This window comes from Stenotrophomonas terrae, from assembly GCF_001431465.1.
In the GTDB taxonomy this organism is placed as follows: Bacteria; Pseudomonadota; Gammaproteobacteria; order Xanthomonadales; family Xanthomonadaceae; genus Stenotrophomonas; species Stenotrophomonas terrae.
Map to the genome: position 1 here is coordinate 47,271 of NZ_LDJJ01000002.1, position 20,012 is coordinate 67,282.

The window sequence follows — 20,012 nt, forward strand, 5'->3', positions numbered from 1 at the left end:
CGCGGCCCGGCCATCGTCTTCCTCAGCGAGCGAGCGGATGTTCAAAGGTTTAGCAGGTTGGTTTCACAAGCTGGGCTCCCCGCCTTACTTCGATACCTTCGCCGCCCGTTGGTCCACCTGGTGTTACATCGCCGCCCTGCCTCTGTTCGGCTTCGGCCTGTGGCAGGCACTGGCGGTGGTGCCGGCCGACTACCAGCAAGGCGATAGCTTCCGCATCCTCTACATCCACGTGCCGTCGGCATGGATGAGCCTGTTCGTATTCGGGCTGATGGCCTTGTACAGCGCCATCGCACTAATCTGGCGGATCAAACTCTGCGAAATCCTGGCCATGGCCTGCGCGCCCATCGGTGCCGCATTCACCCTGATCACCCTGCTCACCGGCAGCATCTGGGGTAAACCCATGTGGGGCACCTGGTGGGACTGGGACCCGCGCCTGACCACCGAACTGATCCTGCTGTTCATGTACCTGGGGGTGATGGGCCTGTACGGCGCCATCGATGACCGCCGCGCCGCCGCGCGCGCGGCCGGCCTGTTGGCCATCGTCGGCGTGGTGATGTTGCCCATCATCCGTTACTCGGTGGTGTGGTGGAACTCACTGCACCAGGGCCAGACCATCCGCGTATTCGGCGAATCCAGCATGGACAGCAGCATGATCCTGCCGCTGTGGATCATGGTGCTGGCCACCAAGTTCTGGTTCGCCGGCTCGCTGCTCTCGCGTGCACGCGCCGACAACCTGCGCCGTGAGGTTGGCAAGGCCTGGCTGCGCGAACGGCTGGAGAAATCGGCATGAGCTATTTCAAATACGTGGCGCTGGCCTACGCGGTGTTCTTCATCGTGCTGGCCTGGGACTTCATCGTGCCGCGCCTGCAGATCCGCCAGCAGCTGCGTCAAGCACGCGCGCGTATCCAGCGCGCCAACCGTACCAGCAGCGCAGTCGTTGACGAGGAACTGAGCCGATGAGCCCGACCCAACGCCGCCGCCTGCTGTGGGTATTGCTGGTGGTGCTGGTGGCCGCCGCCGCCGTCGCCCTGGTCAGCACCGCCCTGCAACGCAATATCGCCTACCTGTACACCCCGGCCGAGGTCAAAGCCGGCAAGGTCGCGCCCGATGCCCGCTTCCGGCTCGGCGGCATGGTCGCCAAAGGCTCGTTCAAGCGCGAACCCGGCGCCCTGCTGGCACGCTTCGAGGTCAGCGATGGCGACGCGGTGCTGCCGGTATCCTATGACCGCATCCTGCCGGATCTGTTCCGCGAAGGTCAGGCCGTGGTCGCCACCGGGCGCATGGCCAACGGCGTGTTCGTTGCCGAGGATGTGCTGGCCAAGCACGACGAGACCTACATGCCCAAGGAGCTGGCCGACAAGATGGGCGTGGCGCACGACAAGCACCAGGTCCCGGCCACCACCCCAACGACGGGAACACCCTGAGTGCTTGGTGAAATCGGACAGGTACTACTGATACTCGCCCTGCTGGCAGCGCTGCTGCAAAGCGTCCTGCCACTGATCGGCGCCCAGCGCGGCATTCCCGCGCTCACCGCGATCGCACGACCGGCAGCGATGCTGCAGCTGACCATGGTGCTGGCCGCCTTCGTGGTGCTGACCATCGCCTTCGTGCGCCAGGATTTCTCGCTGCGCTACGTCGCCGACAACTCCAACTCGCTGCTGCCGATGATCTACCGCTATTCGGCGGTGTGGGGCGCGCACGAAGGCTCGCTGCTGATGTGGTCGCTGGTGTTGGCGCTATGGACCGCCGCCGTTGCCGAGTTCTCGCGGCAGCTGCCGGCGGAAGTGGTGGCGCGGGTATTGGCGGTAATGGGCATGATCAGCGTTGGCTTCCTCGCCTTCCTGCTGTTCACCTCCAACCCGTTTGCGCGCCTGCTGCCGGCGCCGGCTGAGGGCCACGACCTCAACCCGCTGCTGCAGGACCCGGGGCTGATCATCCACCCACCGCTGCTGTATCTGGGTTATGTCGGCTTCGCGGTGCCGTTTGCCTTCGCCATTGCCGCATTGATCGATGGCCGCATTGATGTGCGCTGGCTGCGCTGGACCCGGCCGTGGACCAATGCGGCATGGGGCTTTTTGACCATCGGCATCGCCCTGGGCAGCTGGTGGGCCTACTACGAGCTGGGTTGGGGTGGCTGGTGGTTCTGGGACCCGGTGGAGAACGCCAGCTTCATGCCATGGCTGGTGGGCGCGGCCCTGCTGCACTCGCAAGCGGCCACTGAAAAACGCGGCGTGTTTGTCGGCTGGACCCTGCTGCTGGCCATCGCCGCGTTCGCGCTGTCGCTGCTGGGCACCTTCCTGGTGCGCTCGGGCGTGCTGACCAGCGTGCATTCGTTTGCCGCCGATCCCTCGCGCGGCCTGTTCATCCTGATTTTCCTGGGCATCGTCGTCGGCGGCTCGCTGCTGCTGTATGCGCTGCGCGCGCCCGGCATTGGCGGCAACAGCGACGATCCGCGTCGTGCCTTCGCCCTCAACTCGCGCGAAAGCCTGCTGCTGGTCAACAACCTGCTGCTCAGCTGCGCCTGTGCCATGGTGCTGCTGGGCACCTTGTATCCGCTGCTGGCCGACGCCCTGGATCTGGGCAAAGTATCAGTGGGCCCGCCGTATTTCGGCACGCTGTTCCTGGTGTTGATGGCGCCGATGATCGTCTTGCTGCCGTTCGGCCCACTCAGCCGCTGGCAGCGCGAGCAGGGCCTGCGCACGCTGGCGCTGCTCGCACCCTGGGCCGGGCTGGCGCTGCTGCTGGGCATCATCGGCTGGTGGATGGCGCCGCAGGGCAAGTTCAAGACCGCCGTCGGCATCGCCGGTGCCGCATGGGTGGCCGGCGGTACCGGCTATTACCTGTGGACGCGGCTGCGCAAGGGTGGCCGCCTCAATGCCGAGACCTGGGGCATGCTGATCGCCCACTTCGGCGTTGCCGTGTTCCTGGTCGGCGCCTTGCTGGTGGAGGCGCTGCATGTGCAGCATGAAGTCGCCCTGGCGCCGGGCAAGAGCGTCGAGGCCGGCGGCTATACGCTGCTGTTCGAGGGCGTGGACGCCACCGACGGACCCAATTACCACTCCGACCGCGGCCACCTGCAGGTGCTGCGCGGCGACACCTTGATCACCCGCCTGCATCCTGAAAAACGCATGTACGCCAGTGGCGGGCAACCGATGACCGAAGCCGGCATCCATCCCGCCCTGGGTGGCGATATCTACGTTGCACTGGGAGAATCACTGGGCGACGGCTCGTGGGCCGTGCGCGTACAGATCAAACCTTTTGTCCGCTGGATCTGGCTGGGCGCGGCGCTGATGGCGCTGGGCGGTTTCATCACCGCCGTCGACCGCCGTTTCCGCCGGATGCCTGAGAAATCGAAATGAATAGTCCCTCACCCAAAGCCCCACATCGGCTGCCGCCAGTCGCCATCGCCCTGGGCGTGTTGTTCTTCGTCGGCCTGATGGGCCTGATGCTGTATGGCGTCAGCCGCTCCGGCAAACCGGACCGCGACAGCCTGCCCTCGGCCCTGCTCAACAAGCCAGCGCCTGCCTTCTCATTGCCGGTGCTGCATGACCCCAGCGTGCATGTCACTGATAAACAACTGCGCGGCGCGCCCTATCTGCTCAACGTCTGGGGCAGCTGGTGCCCGACCTGCCGCGATGAACACCCCATCCTGACCCGCTTTGCCGAAACCAAGCGCGTGCGCGTGATCGGCTACAACTGGAAGGACGAGCCCAGCGAAGCACTGCGCTGGCTTGAACAGCTGGGCAATCCCTACATGGTGGTGCTGGCCGACGAGGATGGCCGCACAGCGCTGGACTGGGGCATCGCCGCCGCGCCGGAAACCTTCCTGGTTGATGGCAGTGGCATCGTCCGCTGGAAGTACAGCGGCGCCATCACCCAGGAGGTCATGGACCAGCAGCTGATCCCGGCGTTGGAAAAAGTCGAAGCCGCAGCTGGCGGTGCGCACGGTGCACCTGACCTTGGAGCCACCCGATGAAAACCTGGGCTGGCGTGTTGCTATGGCTGTGCCTGGCGTTCACCGCCAGCGCACAACCGGCCGGCGACCCCAGCCCGCTGCACTACCGCGACCGTGCCGAGGAAGTGCGTTTCCACGCACTGACCGCGGAGCTGCGTTGCGTGCAATGCCAGAACCAGTCGCTGGCCGATTCCAATGCGCAGATCGCCCACGACCTGCGCCGCGAAGTGCTCAAGCTGATGCAGGAAGGCCGCAGTGACGCACAGATCAAGCAGTTCCTGGTCGAGCGCTACGGCGAGTTCGTGTTGTACCGGCCCCAACTGGAGCCCGGCACCGCCCTGCTCTGGTTCGGCCCGGGCCTGCTGTTGCTGGCCGGGGCGGTGCTGTTGATCATGCACGTGCGCCGCCGCGGCCGCGCGGTGCCTGTTGCCACCAATGACGATGCCAGTCAGGAAGAACGCGAATGGTGAATGCTGGATTCCTGGCAGGTGCGGGACTGCTGGCCGTGCTTGCCACCGGCATCACCTTGTGGCCGCTGTGGCGCGCCGGCAAGCGACGCATCTGGGGCAGCCTGGTTGCGCTGGCGCTGGTCGCCACGCTGGGCCTGTACCAGTGGCTGGGCACACCGGCAGCCCTGCAGCCGCACGCTGAAGCCGCCGCGGCACCGCAGACCATCGAAGAAGGCATCAGCCAGTTGCAGGCAGCCTTGCAGCAGAACCCCGAGCGCGTCGACGGCTGGGTACTGCTGGCACGCTCGCAGCTGGAGATCGGCAAGGTTGCCGACGCCGCCGCCTCCTATCAGCGCGCCGCGCAGCTGGCACCGGATGAGCCGACGCTGCTGATTGAAGCTGCACAGACCCGCGCCCAGGCCGACCCCAAGCTGCTGTTCGACGCCACCGCACAGCAGTGGCTTGCCCATGCGCGGCAGATCGCGCCGGACAACGAACGCGCGATCTGGCTGACCGGCATCGTGCAACGCCAGCAAGGCCAGAACGAACAGGCCGCACAGACCTGGGAAAGCCTGCTGTCGCGGCTGGAGCCCGCTGCCGCCAGCGCATTGCAGGAACAGATCGACATCGCCCGTGGCAAGACCCCGAGCACCGCCCACGGCGCCAACGCGGCAAGCACGCCTGCCAGTGGCGCCGGCAACAGCCTCACCGTAACCGTAAGCCTGGCGCCGGCGCTGGCCGCCCGCGCCGCCTCCGGCAAGGACACCGTGTTCGTCATCGCCCGCATCCCCGGTGGTCCGCCGATGCCGGTGGCAGTCGAACGCCACCCGGCGCAAAGCGAGCCGCTGACGGTCACCCTGGACGATGCCGACAGCCCGATGCCGACACAGAAACTGTCAGCCCTGCAGGAAGTGGAAGTCTTCGCCCGCCTCTCCGCCAGTGGCACCGCGATGCGCGGCGAAGGCGACGTCGAATCGGCACCGATCAAGATCAAGCTGCCTGCCGACAAGCCCTTGACGATCACCCTGGGTCAATAAAGCCCGGTAGCCAGCTTCGCGGGAGCGGCGTTTGTAGGAGCGGCATAAGCCGCGAAGCTGGCCATGCTGAAGCGCACGGCACCCGTGCCACCTGACTGGCGCACCTGCTTCGCGGCTTACGCCGCTCCTACAAAAGCTGGGCCTCGCCCTGCGCGATATCGCCGTGCCCCGTAGCCCGGGTAAGCGCAGCGCACCCGGGGAACTCGACGCCACAGACAACGCCCCGCAGGCAGCGTTGTGGGAGCGGCATAAGCCGCGAAGCTAACCATGCTGAAGCCCACGGCACAGTGCCACCTGACTGGCCCTCTTGCTTCGCGGCTCACGCCGCCCCCACAAAAAACTGGGGCCCGTCCCACGCGATATGGCCACAGCATCGCCCCGAGGAAATACCCAGATAACCAGCGGTTATCATCCATGCGACGATGCGTCCGGCATCCCCGCTAAAATTGGCAGATGACTGAATTCATTCCCGAGGGCAGCCGTTTCCACGCGCTGTCGTCCCCGTTCCCGATGAAGCGCGGCGGCAGCCTGATCGGCGCCCGCGTCGCCTACGAAACCTGGGGCACGCTGGCAGCGGACGCCAGCAACGCCATCCTGATCGTCACTGGCCTGTCGCCGGATGCGCACGCCGCCAGCAACGCCGACAATCCCGCCACGGGCTGGTGGGAACCCATGCTCGGCCCTGGCAAACCGATCGATACCGACCGTTGGTTCGTCATCTGCGTCAATTCGCTGGGCAGCTGCAAGGGCTCCACCGGGCCGGCCTCGCTGGACCTCGCCACCGGCAAGACCTACCGGCTGTCCTTCCCCGAGTTGTCGATCGAAGACGTGGCCAACGCCGCCGCCGAAGTCGTGCACGCACTGGGCATCAAACAGCTGGCCTGCCTGATCGGCAACTCGATGGGCGGCATGACCGCGCTGGCCGTGCTGCTGCAGCACCCCGGCATCGCCCGTACCCATATCAATATTTCCGGCAGTGCCCGCGCCCTGCCGTTCTCCATCGCCATCCGCTCCCTGCAGCGCGAAGCCATCCGCCTGGATCCGGCCTGGAACAACGGCGACTACGATGAACTGCGCTACCCGGAATCGGGCATGCGCATGGCACGCAAGCTCGGCGTCATCACCTATCGCTCGGCGCTGGAGTGGGATGGCCGCTTCGGCCGTGTAAGGCTGGACTCGGACCAGACCGACGAAGACCCGTTCGGCCTCGAGTTCCAGGTGGAAAGCTATCTGGAAGGGCACGCACGCCGTTTCGTCCGCCGCTTCGATCCCAACTGCTATCTCTATCTGGGCCGTTCCATGGATTGGTTCGATCTGGCCGAATACGCAAACGGCGATGTGCTGGCGGGCCTGGCCAGGATCCGCGTCGAACGCGCGCTCGCCATCGGCGCCAATACCGACATCCTGTTCCCGGTGGAACAGCAGCAGCAGATCGCCGATGGCCTGCGCGCAGGCGGTGCCGACACCCAGTTCATCGGCATGGATTCGCCGCAGGGCCATGACGCCTTCCTGGTCGATTACGACCGCTTCGGCCCCGCTGTAGCGCAGTTCCTGCAGACACTACCGACAGCCGCATAAACCGCGCGCCGACAACCGATACCGGCGCCCGCCAATGGGCACCGGTATTGGCCGTGCCCCACGCTGGAACCTCCGACAACCGGAGGCCAGCCATGATGCGCCTACTCCTGCTTCTGTTGTGTTGCCTGGGCAGCGTGCTCGGCCACGCACATGCCGCTCCGCCGCCATTGATGCTGGCCGGCACATGGCAGGACGGCCCGGATGTATCACTCTATCTGGTCAGCGAAAAACTCGATGGCGTGCGCGCCCGCTGGGATGGGCAGGCGCTGTGGACACGCGCCGGCCACCGCATCGCCGCACCTGTCTGGTTCACGCAAGGCTGGCCCGGTCAGGCAATGGACGGTGAACTATGGATGGCACGCGGCCAGTTCGAAGCGACCAGCGCGTTGATCCGCAGCAGCCCCGGCGACGAGGCGCAATGGCGCAGGCTCCGCTTCATGACCTTCGACCTGCCCGATGCCGCCGGAGGTTTTGCTGACCGTCATGCGCAACTGAAGCGGATGATCGCCGCACAGCGCAGCCCTCACCTGCTGGCCATAGAACAACAGCGTCTGCCTGACAGCGAAGGCCTGCACCGGCAGCTGCGCGCCGTGGTCGCGGCAGGTGCGGAAGGCCTGATGCTGCACCACCAGGACAACCCGTACAGCGACGGCCGCAGCCCCCGACTACTCAAACTCAAGCTTTACGACGACGCCGAAGCCCGGGTGATCGGCTACGCCCCCGGCAAAGGCAAATACAGCGGCATGGTCGGTGCGCTGCTGATGCGCAGCGATAGCGGCGCACAATTCCGCATAGGCAGCGGCCTGAGCGACGCACAACGCATTGATCCACCGGCCATCGGCAGCCAGGTCACCTATCGATACAACGGCCTGACCGTACACGGCCTGCCACGCTTTCCGCGCTTCCTGCGCGTGCGCGACGAACCCTGAGCAGCCCTCGACTGCTTGTTGAAGCAGCCGCAAAGAACTGCAGCGGGATAGGCCAGGAGCTGTAGGAGCGGCATAAGCCGCGAAGCAAATACACCATCGGCTTCACAGATGCCTAGATCTTCAGCACCACCAGCTTCGCGGCTTATGCCGCTCCCACAAAAAAAACCTGCTTGCCTGCGGCTGAATATTGCGCGTACGGCTCGGGTAGGAACGGTCTGGTGGATGATGCGGTTCAACCGGGCTTTTGTGGGAGCGGCATAAGCCGCGAAGCAACTGCACCATCAGATCCAGAGATGCCCAGGTCTTCAGCGCCATCAGCTTCGCGGCTTACGCCGCTCCTACAAGTGCACCGCGCCCAGCCGGGGATGTTTGGAGAGCCCCGCGAGATTGAAGCATCTGTCGCTACACATGCCGCGCGACGGCGACCCGAGCAGCTATGCACGCCTGGCACTTCCAACCTCCCCACATTTACGTTGCAATGGCGCCAACGAACAGGGTGGAATCCGATGCGCTACCAAGGCAGGCTGCAGGACTGGAACGATGACAAGGGCTACGGTTTTGTCCTGCCCAATGGTGGTGGCGAGCGGGCCTTTGTCCATATCAAAGCCTTTGAGCAACGCTCGCAGCGGCCCAGCAACGGCATGCTGATCAATTACCAATTGCGCACCGATGAGCGCGGCCGCCTCAACGCCATCGCGGTACGCTCGGCCACCGCCAGCAAGGCCGCCGTTGCACCGAAACGCGCTGCAGCCACTGCGCGCCTGCCGCATGTCAGCCTGGGCGTAGGCGCCCTGCTTGGCCTGTCCGGGCTATGGATCGTAAAGCTGGTTCCGGACTGGACGCTGTTTGCCGTGCTCGGCATGAGTGTCGTCGCGCTGGGCTTCTACCTGCACGACAAAGGCGCAGCAGCGCGTGGGGAACAGCGGGTGCCGGAAAACACCTTGCACCTGCTCTCCCTGCTCGGCGGCTGGCCCGGTGCGCTGATCGGCCAAGGGTTGTTCCGGCACAAGACCAGCAAGCAGAGCTTCCAGTTCATGTTCTGGTTGACGGTAGCACTCAACATCGGCGCGATCGTGTTGATCGCCAGTGGCAAGATAGCCCTGCCGCAATAGCGCGGGCCTCATCGCTCGCACGGGAACCAGGCCCAGCGGAACCCGGAACGGCCAGCAGCATCAGTTGGCCCTGTTTCATCCGCCAACAAGCCGACAGGAATAGCCCTGCTTTCAAGCAGCGGGCAGGCCGCACACATCCATTCCGGTACCGCTGGATTATCATTCGGCCTCCGATATTCCAGCACGGCATCATGGATCGAGCCCGCATGCAATCAATCTTCCGCCTTGTTTCCCTGCAGCTTTTTGTTGTGGCTACCTTGCTGCTGGGCATGCCCCCACTGGCCTCGGCGCAGACGGCCCGCAAACCCTCGCCTTACGAGTACCGGCCAGCCAATCCGGCTCCCGCAACCGACAGCGCGCAGGCGCCGGCATATCTGCCACGTATTGGCAGCCGTAATGACTTCATGCGTCTGGCACGGGTCTACAACCCCGGCACGCCGCTGGAAATGCCGCACCTTATCTTCACCATCGACCGCCGCGATCCGGCCCGCATCTACTACATCAACACGCCGCGCTACTCCCTGCATGAAACCTTCGTGCGCCGTGAACGGCTGGTGGCGCAGTTGGACAAAGCCACGCTCAATGCACAGTACAAGGACCCGCAACGGCGCTTTCTGTTCGGCACCGTCAGCTGGCAACGCGACCTGCCCGGCTATACCTATGAGTTCTGGGAAGGCGACCAGCTGACCCCGGCCTTGTTGCGGCAGACAGACCAACTGGTGCGCGCATCGTTCTACGAGGCCATCCGCTTCAAGACAAATTCCACGCTGCACGAACAGACTGCGCGCACTGCCGGCCTGCCCTTCGTTACCCAGGAAGCGTTGCTGCGCGAGCAGCGTTTCCTGCCCTTGAACACCGGTACCGCCCAAGGCCGCCTGCGCATCATCCGCTCGGTCGAACAGACGACGGATCTTTCGCCGCAGGACATCGTGGTACTGGACGAGGTCCCGATCGCCTTGTCGCCGGTGGCCGGCCTAGTCACCCAGCGCCCGTCCACCCTGCTGTCGCACGTCAATCTGCTGGCCAAGGGCTGGCGTATTCCCAACGTCTATGTGCGTGACGCGCAGGCCGCACTGCGCCAATACGATCGGCAGTGGGTGGAGCTGGACGTCAGCAACAACAATTACACGGTGCGGCCAATTACCCGCCCTGCGCGTACGCCATCGCGGTCGGCGCAAGCCAGCGCGCGCAACCTGCCCCGACCCGATCTCTCGGTGAGCACGCTCAAGCCCTTGTCGGCCCTGCGCGCCAGGGACAGCAGCCATTGCGGCGTAAAGGCGGCGAACCTGGGCACATTGAAGTCCGCCTTGCCACCCACCGCGCAGGTGCCGGACGGCTTCTGCGTTCCCTTCTCGCACTACCAGGCAGCAATGCAGCAGCTGCGGATCAGCGAACGGCTGAGTGCATTGCAGCAGCGCCCCGGCTTTGCCACCGATGCCAAGGTGCGTCGTGACGCACTGACCGAGCTGCGCGCGCAGATCAGCAATGCCACCCCTGATCCAGCGCTGGTGCGCAGCCTGCAATCGCAATGGCGGGGCCAGCTGCACGGGCGCGGCGTGTTCGTGCGCAGCTCGTCCAATTCCGAGGACCTGCCGAATTTCAGCGGCGCCGGCCTGTATACGACCGTACCCAATGTGGTCGGCGCCGACGCGCTGGTGCGCGCGGTACAGACCGTGTGGGCGTCGGTCTACAACTTCGAGGCCTATGAAGCACGCAGTGCCGCCGGGCTGGGCCAGGACGCAGTGGCAATGGCGGTGCTGGTGCAGTTGGCAGCCCCGTCGGACAGCTCCGGGGTGATGATCACCCGCGATCCATTCGATGCCGGCCGTCGCCACATCACCTACATCTCGGCCAAGCGCGGCCTCGGCATCCGTGTTGTGGAAGGCAAGCGCCAGGCCGAGCAGGTGATGTACTCGACCTGGTCCAAGGCGGTGCAGGTCCTGAGCCGCTCGGCCGAGGACACCCAACTGGTTGCCAATGCCAGCGGCGGCGTGCGCGAAGTGGCGATTGCCGGCTCGCGCCAGGTCTTGACCGATGGCCTGATCGCACGGCTGGCCGCCGTAGGCAGCCGCACCAAGCAGGCGCTGGGCGGGGTGGAACAGGACATCGAGTGGGCCGTTGTCGGCGATGACATCCTGATCCTGCAGTCGCGTCCATATGTGGATGGCAGCAGCCGCTGACCGGCCCCAACCGGAACACCATGCCCAGCAAGCAATGCGATGATGCGCGCATGTGCCCGCCACGGCTTGCATCCTTGATCCGCATCCTCCGCCACACGGGAACCCAAACGCCATGACCTTCTGGCTTGTGACAACTGCCGTCAGTATTGGCTTCGGCTGGATTGCCAGCAGGGTTTGCCGGCAGGCCTGGCTTGCCGTTGTGATTGCCGCCCTGTTGGGCGGCCTGCTCGCGCCCTGGCTTGGCCTGCGCTTTGTCTGGGACGTGACCGGCCACCGCGATGCGCAGGACGGTCTTGCCTTCCTGATCGGCCCGCTGGTGAGCGTGCCGGTCGCTTGCATCGCTGCTTACTGTTTCCAGCGTTTGCGCCGCAGCGCAGGCCGTTGATGGCCACGCGTTGGGGTGTTGTGCAGCCGCAATGACAGCGGAGCCTGTTGGCCCCGCTGTCGCCGTGGCTTATTGCAGGTCCAAACGCCCCTGCTGCAAGCGGTACTCACGCTGCACCACCCCTTCGGGCAAGCGGTCGTGGGTGATCATCAACAGGCTGCGCTGGCCAACGGCGGCGGCAAGATCAACCAGCAAGGCATGCGCGGTATCCACATCCAGGCCTTCGGTGGGTTCATCCAGCACCATGATTGGTGCATTGCGCAGCAAGGCTCGCGCCAAGGCCAAACGCCGCGCCTGGCCCGCCGACATGGTGGCGCCATTCTCGCCAACCCAGGCCTCAAGCCCGCCTTGCTGCTGCGCCCAGTCACCCAGTCGCACCTGCGCCAGCACGTCCCATAGCGCAGCGTCGCTGGCCTGTGGATCACCCAGACGCAGGTTCTCGGCAATGCTGCCGGCAAACACCGGTGCGCCCTGTGGCAACCAGGCAATCTGCCGATACCACTGATCCTGGGCGAACTCACGAAGGTCCACGCCACCAAAGCGCACGCTGCCTTGCTGCGGATCCCACAGCCGCAGCAGCAAGGCCGACAAGGTGGTCTTGCCGCAGCCGCTGTCGCCGCGGATCGCGATGCGATCCCCCGGTACCAGCTGCAGGTCCACACCATCCAGCAAGCGCCGCGTTTCGCCCGGCCAGGCAAACACCACCTGCTCGAATGTCACCGCAACCGCGCATTCCGGCACCGTGTGCGGCTGCGCAGGCTCCTGCACGGCCGGCGGCTGGTCGACGATCTGCCGCAGCCGCTTGCCGGCGACCCGCGCCGACTGCAAGGCCTGCCAGGCAATGCCGCTGCCTGCAGCCACTTCCAGCAGGGCCACGGTCAGGAATACCAGCGTAGCCGCGAATGCTGCTTGCACCTGGCCCGCCTGAAACGCAGACAGGGCCAGCCACAACATCGCCAACAAGCCCAGCCCGGCGATGGACGAATGCAGTACGTTGCCGCCGATCAGCCGACGACGACGACGTTGGTCGCTGCGCGCCAGCTGCTGCGCTGCTGCATCCACGCGCAGGGTCCAGTCGTCGCGCGCATCCAGCGCGGTCAGGTCGGCCACGCCTTCCAGCCCTTCAAACGCCAGCGTGCGCAGGCTGGCGCGCTGTTGTGCGCGCTTGGCCTCGACCGCATCGCCGCGGCGCACCGCAAATACCGGCACGCCAATGCCGACCAGCAGCGCCAGCAGCAGCAACAGCACGGCCGCCGGCCAATAAATCAGGCCCGCAGCCAGCACCGTTGCCAGCGCGATGCCAGCCAAGGCCAGCAAGGGACTGATGGCACGCACCATCAAGCCATCGACTTCACCGATGTCGGTGATCAGCCGTGCCAGCAGTTCGCCGGTACGGCTGCTGCCCAGGCGCGCGGGTGCCAACGGCAGTGCACGCTGGAAGAACCACACACGCAGGTCGCGGGCGATGCGCAGGGTTGCATCGTGGCCGACCAGCTTTTCGAAATAGCGCGAAACAATGCGCGCCATCGTCAACGCACGAATGCCGGCCGAGGGCGAGAAGAAGTTGAAGGTGCTGCCCATGCCCAAGGCGCCAGCCAGCGCCGCAGCAGTGAGGAAGCCGCCGGACAGCCCGAGCAGGCCAACCCCGGCCAACATGGTGGTGAACAGCAGCAAGGTTGCCAGCAGCAGGCGCCAGCGATGGCGCTTGAACACATCACGCATGGTCTGTGGCTTCATGCGTTCCCTCCCTGCGCCTGCTGCACCGAGGCCTGCAGTTCGATGACCTGGTCGGCCCAGCGCATTGCCACCTCGCTGTGGGTGGCCATCAACACGGTGCGGCCACGCGTATGCGCGGCCAGGGCCTGCAGCAGGTCAGCTTCGGTCTGCGGATCGAGAAAGGCCGTGGGCTCATCGAGCAGGAACAGGTCCGGCTCCAGCAGCAACAGCCGCGCCAAGCCTATCCGCCGTGCTTCACCGCCGGACAGGCCGAAGCCGCGTTCGCCGATCACCGTATCCAGACCCAGCGGCAGGTGCTGGGCAAAGCGCATCACCTGGGCCACTTCGGCCACCGCCTGCAACCGCACCGCGCTGACAGCAGGGTCGGCCAGGCGCAGGTTGTCGGCAATCGAGCCATGGAACAGATAGGGCCGCTGCCCGGCATAGCCGATCCGCACACCATCGCGCACCACGATGCGGCCTTCGCGTGGCGGCAGCCAGCCCGCCAGCGCTTCCAGCAAGGTGCTCTTGCCACTGCCACTGGGGCCAACCAGGGCTAGCCGTTGGCCGTCGCCGATCTCCAGCGAGAACCCGCGCACTACATCATGTGCCGCGCCCTGTGGCCGCAGCGTTGCGGCCTGCACCGAAACCAACGGGGCATGCAGTTGCGCCGGCTCCGGTGCCACCAATGGCGCTGCGACGGTGGTGGCTGCTGTTGCATCCTGGTCATCGGCCAGCAGACGTTCGACCTCGGCCGCCGCTGCCAGCGCATTGGCACGGTCGTGGTAATGCGCGGCCAGACGCCGCAGCGGCGCATAGAACTCCGGTGCCAGCAGCAGGCAGAACATGCCGGTGCCCAGGGTCGGCACCACCGCATGCAGCGACATCAGGCCCAGATAGCTCAGGCCCAGGTACAGGGCCACCATCGCGACACTTACCGAGGCGAAGAATTCCAGCACGGTCGAGGACAGGAAGGCGATGCGCAGCACCTTCATGGTCCGCTCGCGCACGCCATCAGCAGCAGCGGCAACACCTTCCAGCTCGGCCTCACCACGGCCATACAGGCGCAGTAGCCCCAGCCCCTTGATGCGGTCGGCAAAGTGGCCGCTCATGCGCGCCAGCTCACCGAGCTGGGCGCGGCCGGCAGCTTCGGCGCCCCAACCCACCAGCATCATGAAGAACGGCACCAGCGGCGCAGTGAAGATGAAGATCAGCGCCACCACCCAGTCCACATAGGCCACGGCCGCGGCAATCAGCAGCGGCACCACCACTACTTCCACCCGCACCGGCTGGAAACCGGCGTAATAACCCTCGATGGCGTCGCCATGTGACAGCAGCAGCTCGCCCAGCTCGCCGCTGCGCTGACGCCGCAGCCACAACGGTCCGCGCGCCATCAACCGCCGGTACACCTGTTCGCGCAAGGCCAGCTTGGCGGTATCGGCAACCTTGCCGGCGGCGGTCTGTGCCAGCCCGCCGAGCAGGCTGCGCAGCAGTAGAACTACTGCCAATACCCAGAAACCGCGAATTACCTGTACCCAATTCAGTTGTTCCACGACTATGCTCTGGATAAGCCAGGCAATGGCGCCCGCCTGCACGATCAGCAGCGCACCGGAAGCACAGACGGCCAAGGCCGCCAAACGCTGCTGGGTACGGGCACCGGACGCCAGAGTCGCCAGCCATTGCTGTTGCTGGCGGCGTTGCTGCTGCGCTGCGTTGGAATGTGGAACTTCGCTCAAGACTGATAACTCAGGTGAAGGAGAACTACGTGATTGTAAGCAAGCCGTACCCCGCCTGCCGGTCCCGCACCATCGGCGTTGGACAGCCAGCCCACATTGATCCAGATCAAGGCATTGGCAGGGATGAACAGGGAGTATCGCCGGCATAGAACCCCTTCCCGCCACACCATGACGCCCAATTCCCACGAGGTAACCAGGCCATGATCGACTCAACAGTCGTAGAACTGTCACGTCTACAGTTCGCGCTGACCGCGATGTACCACTTCATTTTCGTCCCGCTCACGCTGGGGCTCTCTTTCATGATCGCGATCATGGAGAGCGTCTATGTGATGACCGGCAAGGATGTCTGGCGCCGGATGACCCTGTTCTGGGGCGTGCTGTTCGGCATCAACTTCGCCATGGGTGTGGGTACCGGCATCGTGATGGAGTTCCAGTTCGGCATGAACTGGTCCTATTACAGCCACTATGTGGGTGACATCTTCGGTGCGCCGCTGGCCATCGAGGGGCTGATGGCGTTCTTCCTGGAAGCGACCTTCATCGGCCTGTTCTTCTTCGGCTGGGGCCGCCTGTCCAAGGTGCAGCATTTGACCGTGACCTGGCTGATGGCGCTGGGCACCAATCTGTCGGCCTTGTGGATCCTGATCGCCAACGGCTGGATGCAGTACCCGGTGGGTGCGGTGTTCAACCCGGAAACGATGCGCATGGAAGTGGTGGATTTCGCCGCCGTGCTGTTGAACCCGGTAGCCCAGGCCAAGTTCGTGCACACCGTTTCGGCCGGTTACGTGGCTGGCGCGATGTTCGTGATGTCGATCTCGGCGTTCTTCATGCTGCGCGGCAAGCACCGCGAAATTGCCCGCCGCTCGTTCGCGGTGGCCTCGGCCTTCGGCCTGCTGGCATCGATCTCGGTGGCCGTGCTGGGTGATGAATCCGGCTATGCCACGGCGGAAAACCAGAAGATGAAGCTGGCCGCCATCGAAGGCATGTGGCACACCCATCCGGCACCGGCACCGTTCACTGCCTTCGGCATCCCGAACCAGCAGGAACAGCGCAACGATTTCGAAGTGCAGATTCCGTACGTGATGGGCCTGATCGCCACGCGTTCGCTGGACGAGGAAATCCCCGGCATCCTGGACCTGGTCAAGCAGGCCGAAGGTCGCGTCAAGGGTGGCCAGATCGCCTACGCCGCACTGGAGCGCATCCGCGCCGACAAGAGCGACGTCGAAGCCCGCGAGATCTTTGACCGTCATTGGCAGGATCTGGGCCACGGCCTGCTGCTCAAGCGTTACCGCGACGACATCGAGAACGCCACCCCTGAGCAGATTGCCCAGGCCGCGCTGGACACGGTGCCCACGGTTGGCCCGCTGTTCTGGACCTTCCGCGTCATGGTTGGCCTCGGCATCTACATGATCGGCTTCTTCGCGCTGGCCTTCTATTACTCGTGCCGCAACAACTTCGAGCACAAGCGCACCTTCCTGCGGGTGGCCCTGTGGTCGCTGCCGGCACCGTGGATCGCCATTGAATGCGGTTGGTTCATCGCCGAGTACGGCCGTCAGCCGTGGGCGGTGGATGGCGTGCTGCCGACCTTCTATGCCGCTTCCGGGCTGGCCGTTTACGAAATCCTGGCAACGCTGATCGGCTTCACCGCGCTGTACACGGTGCTGCTGGTGATCGAAGTCAAGCTGATGCTCAAGGCCATCCGCAAGGGCCCGGACGAAATCCTGCCCTCGCTGCAGCACCCGGCCGTCGCAACCCACCACGCCAATGCCCCCGGCAACGGCCAGGCATAAGGCAGGAGAACACTCATGGAATTCATTCTTCTGGACTACACAACGCTACGCGTGATCTGGTGGTTGCTGTTGGGCATCCTGCTGATCGGCTTCGCGGTAATGGACGGTTTCGATCTGGGCGTTGGCACCTTGCTGCCGTTCGTGGCCAAGACCGATGAAGAACGCCGCCTGGTGATCAACACCATCGGCCCGGTCTGGGAAGGCAACCAGGTGTGGCTGGTGCTCGGTGGCGGTGCGATCTTCGCCGCCTGGCCGCCGCTGTATGCGGTGAGCTTCTCCGGCTTCTACCTGGCGATGTTCCTGATCCTGTTCGCACTGATCCTGCGCCCGGTCGGCTTCAAGTACCGCAGCAAGCTGCCTTCCCAGCGCTGGCGCAACAACTGGGACAAGGCGCTGTTTGTCGGCGGCTTCATCCCGGCGCTGATCATGGGCGTGGCCGTTGGCAACGTGCTGCTGGGCGTGCCGTATCACTTCGACGACACCCAGCGCGTGTTCTATACCGGCAACCTGCTGGGCCTGCTGACCCCGTTCGCACTGCTCGCTGGCCTGGTCAGCGTGGCAATGCTGGTCTCGCACGGCGCGGCAATGCTGGTACTCAAGACCAGCGGCCCGGTCGCCGAGCGTTCGGCGAAAATCGGCAGCATCGCCGCCATTGCCTCGTTCGTGCTGTTCGCACTTGCGGGTGCCTGGGTTGCCTTCGGCCTGCCGGGTTACCAGATCACCTCGCAGGTGGTTACCGACGGGGCAAGCAATCCACTGCTGAAGACCGCTGAGTTCTCCGCCGCGGGTGGCTGGCTGCACAACTACAGCACGATGCCGGCCACGATCCTGGCGCCGGTGGTGGGCCTGCTCGGTGCGTTGGCCAGTGCGGTGTTGCTGCGCAAGCGTCGTGGTGGCCTGGCCTTCCTTGCCTCGGGCGCTTCCATTGCCGGCATCATCCTTACCGTCGGCTTTGCGATCTTCCCGTTCCTGCTGCCCTCCTCCACCAGCCCGGGCTCGAGCCTGACGCTGTGGGATGCATCCTCCAGCCACCTGACGCTGTGGGTGATGCTGCTGGCAACCGGCCTGTTCCTGCCAATCATCATTGCCTACACCAGCTGGGTGTACCGCGTCATGAAGGGCAAGACCACGCTGGAAGAAATGGGTGAAAACCCGAACGCCTACTGATCCGCAACGACAACATCAAGGAGACAACTCATGTGGTATTTCGCTTGGATTCTGGGTGCAGGCCTCGCTGCGACGGTCGCCATCCTCAACGGCATGTGGTTTGAAGCGCGCGAAGCAAACAAGATCGATGCAAACCGCTAAAAAACCGTGTGAAGGTATTGCCAAAACGCCGGACTGAGCGTATCTTTCCGGCTCCCTTCGCGGGGTGTAGCTCAGTCTGGTAGAGCGCTACGTTCGGGACGTAGAGGTCGCAGGTTCGAATCCTGTCTCCCCGACCAAGGGTCGGAACTAGCCTGGAACAACGGCAACGTTGTCCAGGCTTTTTATTCGCCGGCACACAGTTGTCGGAAGTCAACGCACCACGCCCTGCAGGCAGCGTTGGCTGAACAAAATAACTTGCAGGGCACGAGGTTCACCGCTATCATAGGCGGCTCCTTCGGGGTGTAGCTCAGTCTGGTAGAGCGCTACGTTCGGGACGTAGAGGTCGCAGGTTCGAATCCTGTCTCCCCGACCAATTTGACAAAAGCCGGCCTCTGGTCGGCTTTTGTTTTTGGTGGGTTTCAAGCGACGCCACCCACCGCGTCGGAGTAAGCCATGTCCACGCCCGCCCCCTCCCTCATTCGGCACCCCCTGTTCAAGGGCCGCCTGCTGGCGTTTGTCGCCATCGTGCTGGTCTCGGCCAACCTGCGCAGCGCGGTTACCTCGCTGACGCCCTTGCTGGACCGGCTCGGCCACGTCTTTGATTTCGGCAGCACTATGACCGGCGTGCTCGGCATGATGCCGACCGCCGCCTTTGCCGTGTTCGGCCTGGCCACGCCACGCATCACCCGCGCCATCGGCCTGGAACGTACCGCCGTGCTGACCATGGTGCTGGCCACCATTGGCCTGCTGCTGCGCGCCTTCTCCGACAATGTCGGCATGTTGCTGTTGGGTTCTGCCATCGCGCTGGCCGGCATGGGCATGGGCAATGTCGTCGTGCCACCGCTGGTGAAACGCTATTTCGCCGACCGCGTTGGCACGCTGAGCACGGTCTATATCTCGGTACTGCAGGCCGGCACGATGGTGCCCGCACTGCTTGCAGTGCCCGTCGCCGACCAGTTTGACTGGCGGGTCTCGCTGGGCATGTGGTCGTTGTTGTCGGTGGCGGCCCTGCTGCCGTGGATCCTGCTGGCACGCAGCGCCCCGCGCGTAGAGACAAGCAGCACGAATACCGAACATGCCGCCGGCCGCGTGTGGAAGACGCAGCTGGGTTGGGGCATGGCACTGATGTTCGGCATGACCTCGCTGGGCACCTATTCGCTGTTCACCTGGCTGCCCAAGGTGATGGTGGAAGCCGGTGCCAGCGAATCCTTTGGCGGCGTGATGGTGGCGGTGTACTCGGCCATCGGCCTGCTGCCATCCCTGCTGGTGCCTGCGCTGGCGGTACGCATGCGCAATCCATTCCCGATTGCGGTGATGGTGTTCGTACTGAACCTTGTCGCGTTCGCCGGCCTGCTGTGGGCACCGATGAGCGCGCCACTGCTATGGGCGGTGATCGCCGGCCTCGGCCCATCCACCTTCCCGTTGGGTCTAACCCTGATCAATCTGCGTACCCGCAGCCAGGCCGGTTCGGCGGCCCTGTCCGGCTTCATGCAGGGCGTTGGCTACAGCCTGGCCAGCCTCGGCCCGCTGCTGTTCGGCTGGCTGCATGGGGCCAGCAATGGCTGGGCTTGGTCGTTCGGCTTCCTTGCAGTGTGCTCGGCAATATTACTGACCGCAGCCTGGTTTGCGTGCAAGCCACAGCAGCTCGAAGACCATTGGTAAAACACTGACACCCGTGAGCATCCGCGCACGGGTGCCTTGCTGAGCGCGGCATGCACAAGCGCGCTCATATCCTTGCGTGGCACGACAAGCGTACTCAAAGCCGAGTACCCATTGCGTAACCGGTACAGAGGCTTCACATCGCATTCGCAATCCCTTCCCGCCCGTAAATGAAGGGCGC

At 64.8% G+C, this 20,012-nt stretch carries 18 protein-coding genes and 2 tRNA genes; 18 read left to right on the forward strand and 2 right to left on the reverse strand.

What is annotated here, in order from left to right; all coding sequences use genetic code 11:
* Positions 1 to 37: 37 nt before the first annotated feature.
* The 12 genes from ccmC to ABB27_RS00330 all read left to right on the forward strand — a co-directional run bounded on the left by ccmC (position 38) and on the right by ABB27_RS00330 (position 11,625).
* On the forward strand, positions 38 to 790 hold the full coding sequence (ccmC, locus tag ABB27_RS00275; protein WP_057626105.1) for a heme ABC transporter permease CcmC: 753 nt from the start codon (positions 38 to 40) through the stop codon (positions 788 to 790).
* Positions 787 to 960 carry a heme exporter protein CcmD gene (gene ccmD, locus ABB27_RS00280; protein WP_057626107.1) on the forward strand — a complete coding sequence of 58 codons (174 nt, stop codon included), beginning with the start codon at positions 787 to 789 and terminating at the stop codon, positions 958 to 960. Before ccmC ends, ccmD begins: the two co-directional genes overlap by 4 nt.
* Positions 957 to 1,424 (forward strand): cytochrome c maturation protein CcmE, encoded by a 468-nt coding sequence (gene ccmE / locus ABB27_RS00285; RefSeq protein WP_057626109.1) that lies wholly within the window; start codon positions 957 to 959, stop codon positions 1,422 to 1,424. Before ccmD ends, ccmE begins: the two co-directional genes overlap by 4 nt.
* The gene (locus tag ABB27_RS00290) at positions 1,425 to 3,359 is read left to right on the forward strand and encodes a heme lyase CcmF/NrfE family subunit (protein WP_057626111.1); all 1,935 of its coding nucleotides are present in this window, start codon (positions 1,425 to 1,427) and stop codon (positions 3,357 to 3,359) included.
* A complete protein-coding gene (locus ABB27_RS00295; protein ID WP_057626113.1) occupies positions 3,356 to 3,976 on the forward strand; it encodes a DsbE family thiol:disulfide interchange protein in 621 nt (206 codons plus the stop codon). The genes ABB27_RS00290 and ABB27_RS00295 overlap by 4 nt, the downstream gene beginning before the upstream one ends.
* Positions 3,973 to 4,425, forward strand: coding sequence for a cytochrome c-type biogenesis protein (locus ABB27_RS00300; RefSeq protein WP_057626115.1), 453 nt, complete (start codon positions 3,973 to 3,975; stop codon positions 4,423 to 4,425). The genes ABB27_RS00295 and ABB27_RS00300 overlap by 4 nt, the downstream gene beginning before the upstream one ends.
* A complete protein-coding gene (locus tag ABB27_RS00305; RefSeq protein WP_057626117.1) occupies positions 4,419 to 5,441 on the forward strand; it encodes a tetratricopeptide repeat protein in 1,023 nt (340 codons plus the stop codon). The genes ABB27_RS00300 and ABB27_RS00305 overlap by 7 nt, the downstream gene beginning before the upstream one ends.
* A gap of 453 nt (positions 5,442 to 5,894) precedes the next feature.
* The gene (gene metX, locus ABB27_RS00310) at positions 5,895 to 7,019 is read left to right on the forward strand and encodes a homoserine O-acetyltransferase MetX (protein WP_057626118.1); all 1,125 of its coding nucleotides are present in this window, start codon (positions 5,895 to 5,897) and stop codon (positions 7,017 to 7,019) included.
* Positions 7,020 to 7,111: 92 nt separating this feature from the next.
* A complete protein-coding gene (locus ABB27_RS00315; protein ID WP_083491065.1) occupies positions 7,112 to 7,948 on the forward strand; it encodes a DNA ligase in 837 nt (278 codons plus the stop codon).
* 506 nt (positions 7,949 to 8,454) lie between these two features.
* Entirely contained in the window at positions 8,455 to 9,060 is a 606-nt protein-coding gene (locus tag ABB27_RS00320; protein WP_057626120.1) for a DUF1294 domain-containing protein, read from the forward strand.
* A 206-nt stretch (positions 9,061 to 9,266) separates the two neighbouring features.
* Positions 9,267 to 11,240: a PEP/pyruvate-binding domain-containing protein gene (locus ABB27_RS00325; RefSeq protein ID WP_083491066.1), complete on the forward strand. Its 1,974-nt coding sequence runs from the start codon at positions 9,267 to 9,269 to the stop codon at positions 11,238 to 11,240.
* A gap of 112 nt (positions 11,241 to 11,352) precedes the next feature.
* Positions 11,353 to 11,625: a hypothetical protein gene (locus tag ABB27_RS00330; protein ID WP_057626122.1), complete on the forward strand. Its 273-nt coding sequence runs from the start codon at positions 11,353 to 11,355 to the stop codon at positions 11,623 to 11,625.
* Positions 11,626 to 11,694: 69 nt separating this feature from the next.
* On the opposite strand, the gene cydC is transcribed toward ABB27_RS00330, so the two are convergent.
* Positions 11,695 to 13,362: a thiol reductant ABC exporter subunit CydC gene (gene cydC / locus ABB27_RS00335; protein WP_057626124.1), complete on the reverse strand. Its 1,668-nt coding sequence runs from the start codon at positions 13,360 to 13,362 to the stop codon at positions 11,695 to 11,697.
* Positions 13,359 to 15,224 (reverse strand): thiol reductant ABC exporter subunit CydD, encoded by a 1,866-nt coding sequence (gene cydD, locus ABB27_RS00340; protein WP_083491067.1) that lies wholly within the window; start codon positions 15,222 to 15,224, stop codon positions 13,359 to 13,361. The genes cydC and cydD overlap by 4 nt, the downstream gene beginning before the upstream one ends.
* Positions 15,225 to 15,277: 53 nt before the next feature.
* Between cydD and ABB27_RS00345 the strand changes: the two genes are divergently transcribed.
* The 6 genes from ABB27_RS00345 to ABB27_RS00370 all read left to right on the forward strand — a co-directional run bounded on the left by ABB27_RS00345 (position 15,278) and on the right by ABB27_RS00370 (position 19,834).
* Positions 15,278 to 16,864: a cytochrome ubiquinol oxidase subunit I gene (locus ABB27_RS00345; RefSeq protein ID WP_057626128.1), complete on the forward strand. Its 1,587-nt coding sequence runs from the start codon at positions 15,278 to 15,280 to the stop codon at positions 16,862 to 16,864.
* Between the two features lie 15 nt (positions 16,865 to 16,879).
* Entirely contained in the window at positions 16,880 to 18,031 is a 1,152-nt protein-coding gene (cydB, locus tag ABB27_RS00350) for a cytochrome d ubiquinol oxidase subunit II (RefSeq protein WP_057626130.1), read from the forward strand.
* Positions 18,032 to 18,061: 30 nt separating this feature from the next.
* Positions 18,062 to 18,172, forward strand: coding sequence for a cytochrome bd-I oxidase subunit CydX (cydX, locus tag ABB27_RS00355; RefSeq protein WP_057626132.1), 111 nt, complete (start codon positions 18,062 to 18,064; stop codon positions 18,170 to 18,172).
* A gap of 60 nt (positions 18,173 to 18,232) precedes the next feature.
* Positions 18,233 to 18,309, forward strand: a tRNA-Pro gene (locus ABB27_RS00360).
* 159 nt (positions 18,310 to 18,468) lie between these two features.
* A tRNA-Pro gene (locus ABB27_RS00365) sits at positions 18,469 to 18,545 on the forward strand.
* A gap of 80 nt (positions 18,546 to 18,625) precedes the next feature.
* Positions 18,626 to 19,834, forward strand: coding sequence for a CynX/NimT family MFS transporter (locus ABB27_RS00370; RefSeq protein WP_057626134.1), 1,209 nt, complete (start codon positions 18,626 to 18,628; stop codon positions 19,832 to 19,834).
* Positions 19,835 to 20,012 lie beyond the last annotated feature (178 nt).

Excerpts from the sequence above, each read along its gene's own strand:
- ABB27_RS00320 (WP_057626120.1), top strand. The coding sequence starts at position 8,455 with ATGCGCTACCAAGGCAGGCTGCAGGACTGGAACGATGACAAGGGCTAC.
- ABB27_RS00330 (WP_057626122.1), top strand. The coding sequence starts at position 11,353 with ATGACCTTCTGGCTTGTGACAACTGCCGTCAGTATTGGCTTCGGCTGG.
- ABB27_RS00300 (WP_057626115.1), top strand. The coding sequence starts at position 3,973 with ATGAAAACCTGGGCTGGCGTGTTGCTATGGCTGTGCCTGGCGTTCACC.
- ABB27_RS00315 (WP_083491065.1), top strand. The coding sequence starts at position 7,112 with ATGATGCGCCTACTCCTGCTTCTGTTGTGTTGCCTGGGCAGCGTGCTC.
- ccmE (WP_057626109.1), top strand. The coding sequence starts at position 957 with ATGAGCCCGACCCAACGCCGCCGCCTGCTGTGGGTATTGCTGGTGGTG.
- ccmC (WP_057626105.1), top strand. The coding sequence starts at position 38 with ATGTTCAAAGGTTTAGCAGGTTGGTTTCACAAGCTGGGCTCCCCGCCT.
- ABB27_RS00305 (WP_057626117.1), top strand. The coding sequence starts at position 4,419 with ATGGTGAATGCTGGATTCCTGGCAGGTGCGGGACTGCTGGCCGTGCTT.
- ccmD (WP_057626107.1), top strand. The coding sequence starts at position 787 with ATGAGCTATTTCAAATACGTGGCGCTGGCCTACGCGGTGTTCTTCATC.
- cydB (WP_057626130.1), top strand. The coding sequence starts at position 16,880 with ATGGAATTCATTCTTCTGGACTACACAACGCTACGCGTGATCTGGTGG.
- ABB27_RS00370 (WP_057626134.1), top strand. The coding sequence starts at position 18,626 with ATGTCCACGCCCGCCCCCTCCCTCATTCGGCACCCCCTGTTCAAGGGC.
- metX (WP_057626118.1), top strand. The coding sequence starts at position 5,895 with ATGACTGAATTCATTCCCGAGGGCAGCCGTTTCCACGCGCTGTCGTCC.
- cydD (WP_083491067.1), bottom strand. The coding sequence starts at position 15,224 with ATGCCGGCGATACTCCCTGTTCATCCCTGCCAATGCCTTGATCTGGAT.
- ABB27_RS00345 (WP_057626128.1), top strand. The coding sequence starts at position 15,278 with ATGATCGACTCAACAGTCGTAGAACTGTCACGTCTACAGTTCGCGCTG.
- ABB27_RS00325 (WP_083491066.1), top strand. The coding sequence starts at position 9,267 with ATGCAATCAATCTTCCGCCTTGTTTCCCTGCAGCTTTTTGTTGTGGCT.
- cydX (WP_057626132.1), top strand. The coding sequence starts at position 18,062 with ATGTGGTATTTCGCTTGGATTCTGGGTGCAGGCCTCGCTGCGACGGTC.
- cydC (WP_057626124.1), bottom strand. The coding sequence starts at position 13,362 with ATGAAGCCACAGACCATGCGTGATGTGTTCAAGCGCCATCGCTGGCGC.
- ABB27_RS00295 (WP_057626113.1), top strand. The coding sequence starts at position 3,356 with ATGAATAGTCCCTCACCCAAAGCCCCACATCGGCTGCCGCCAGTCGCC.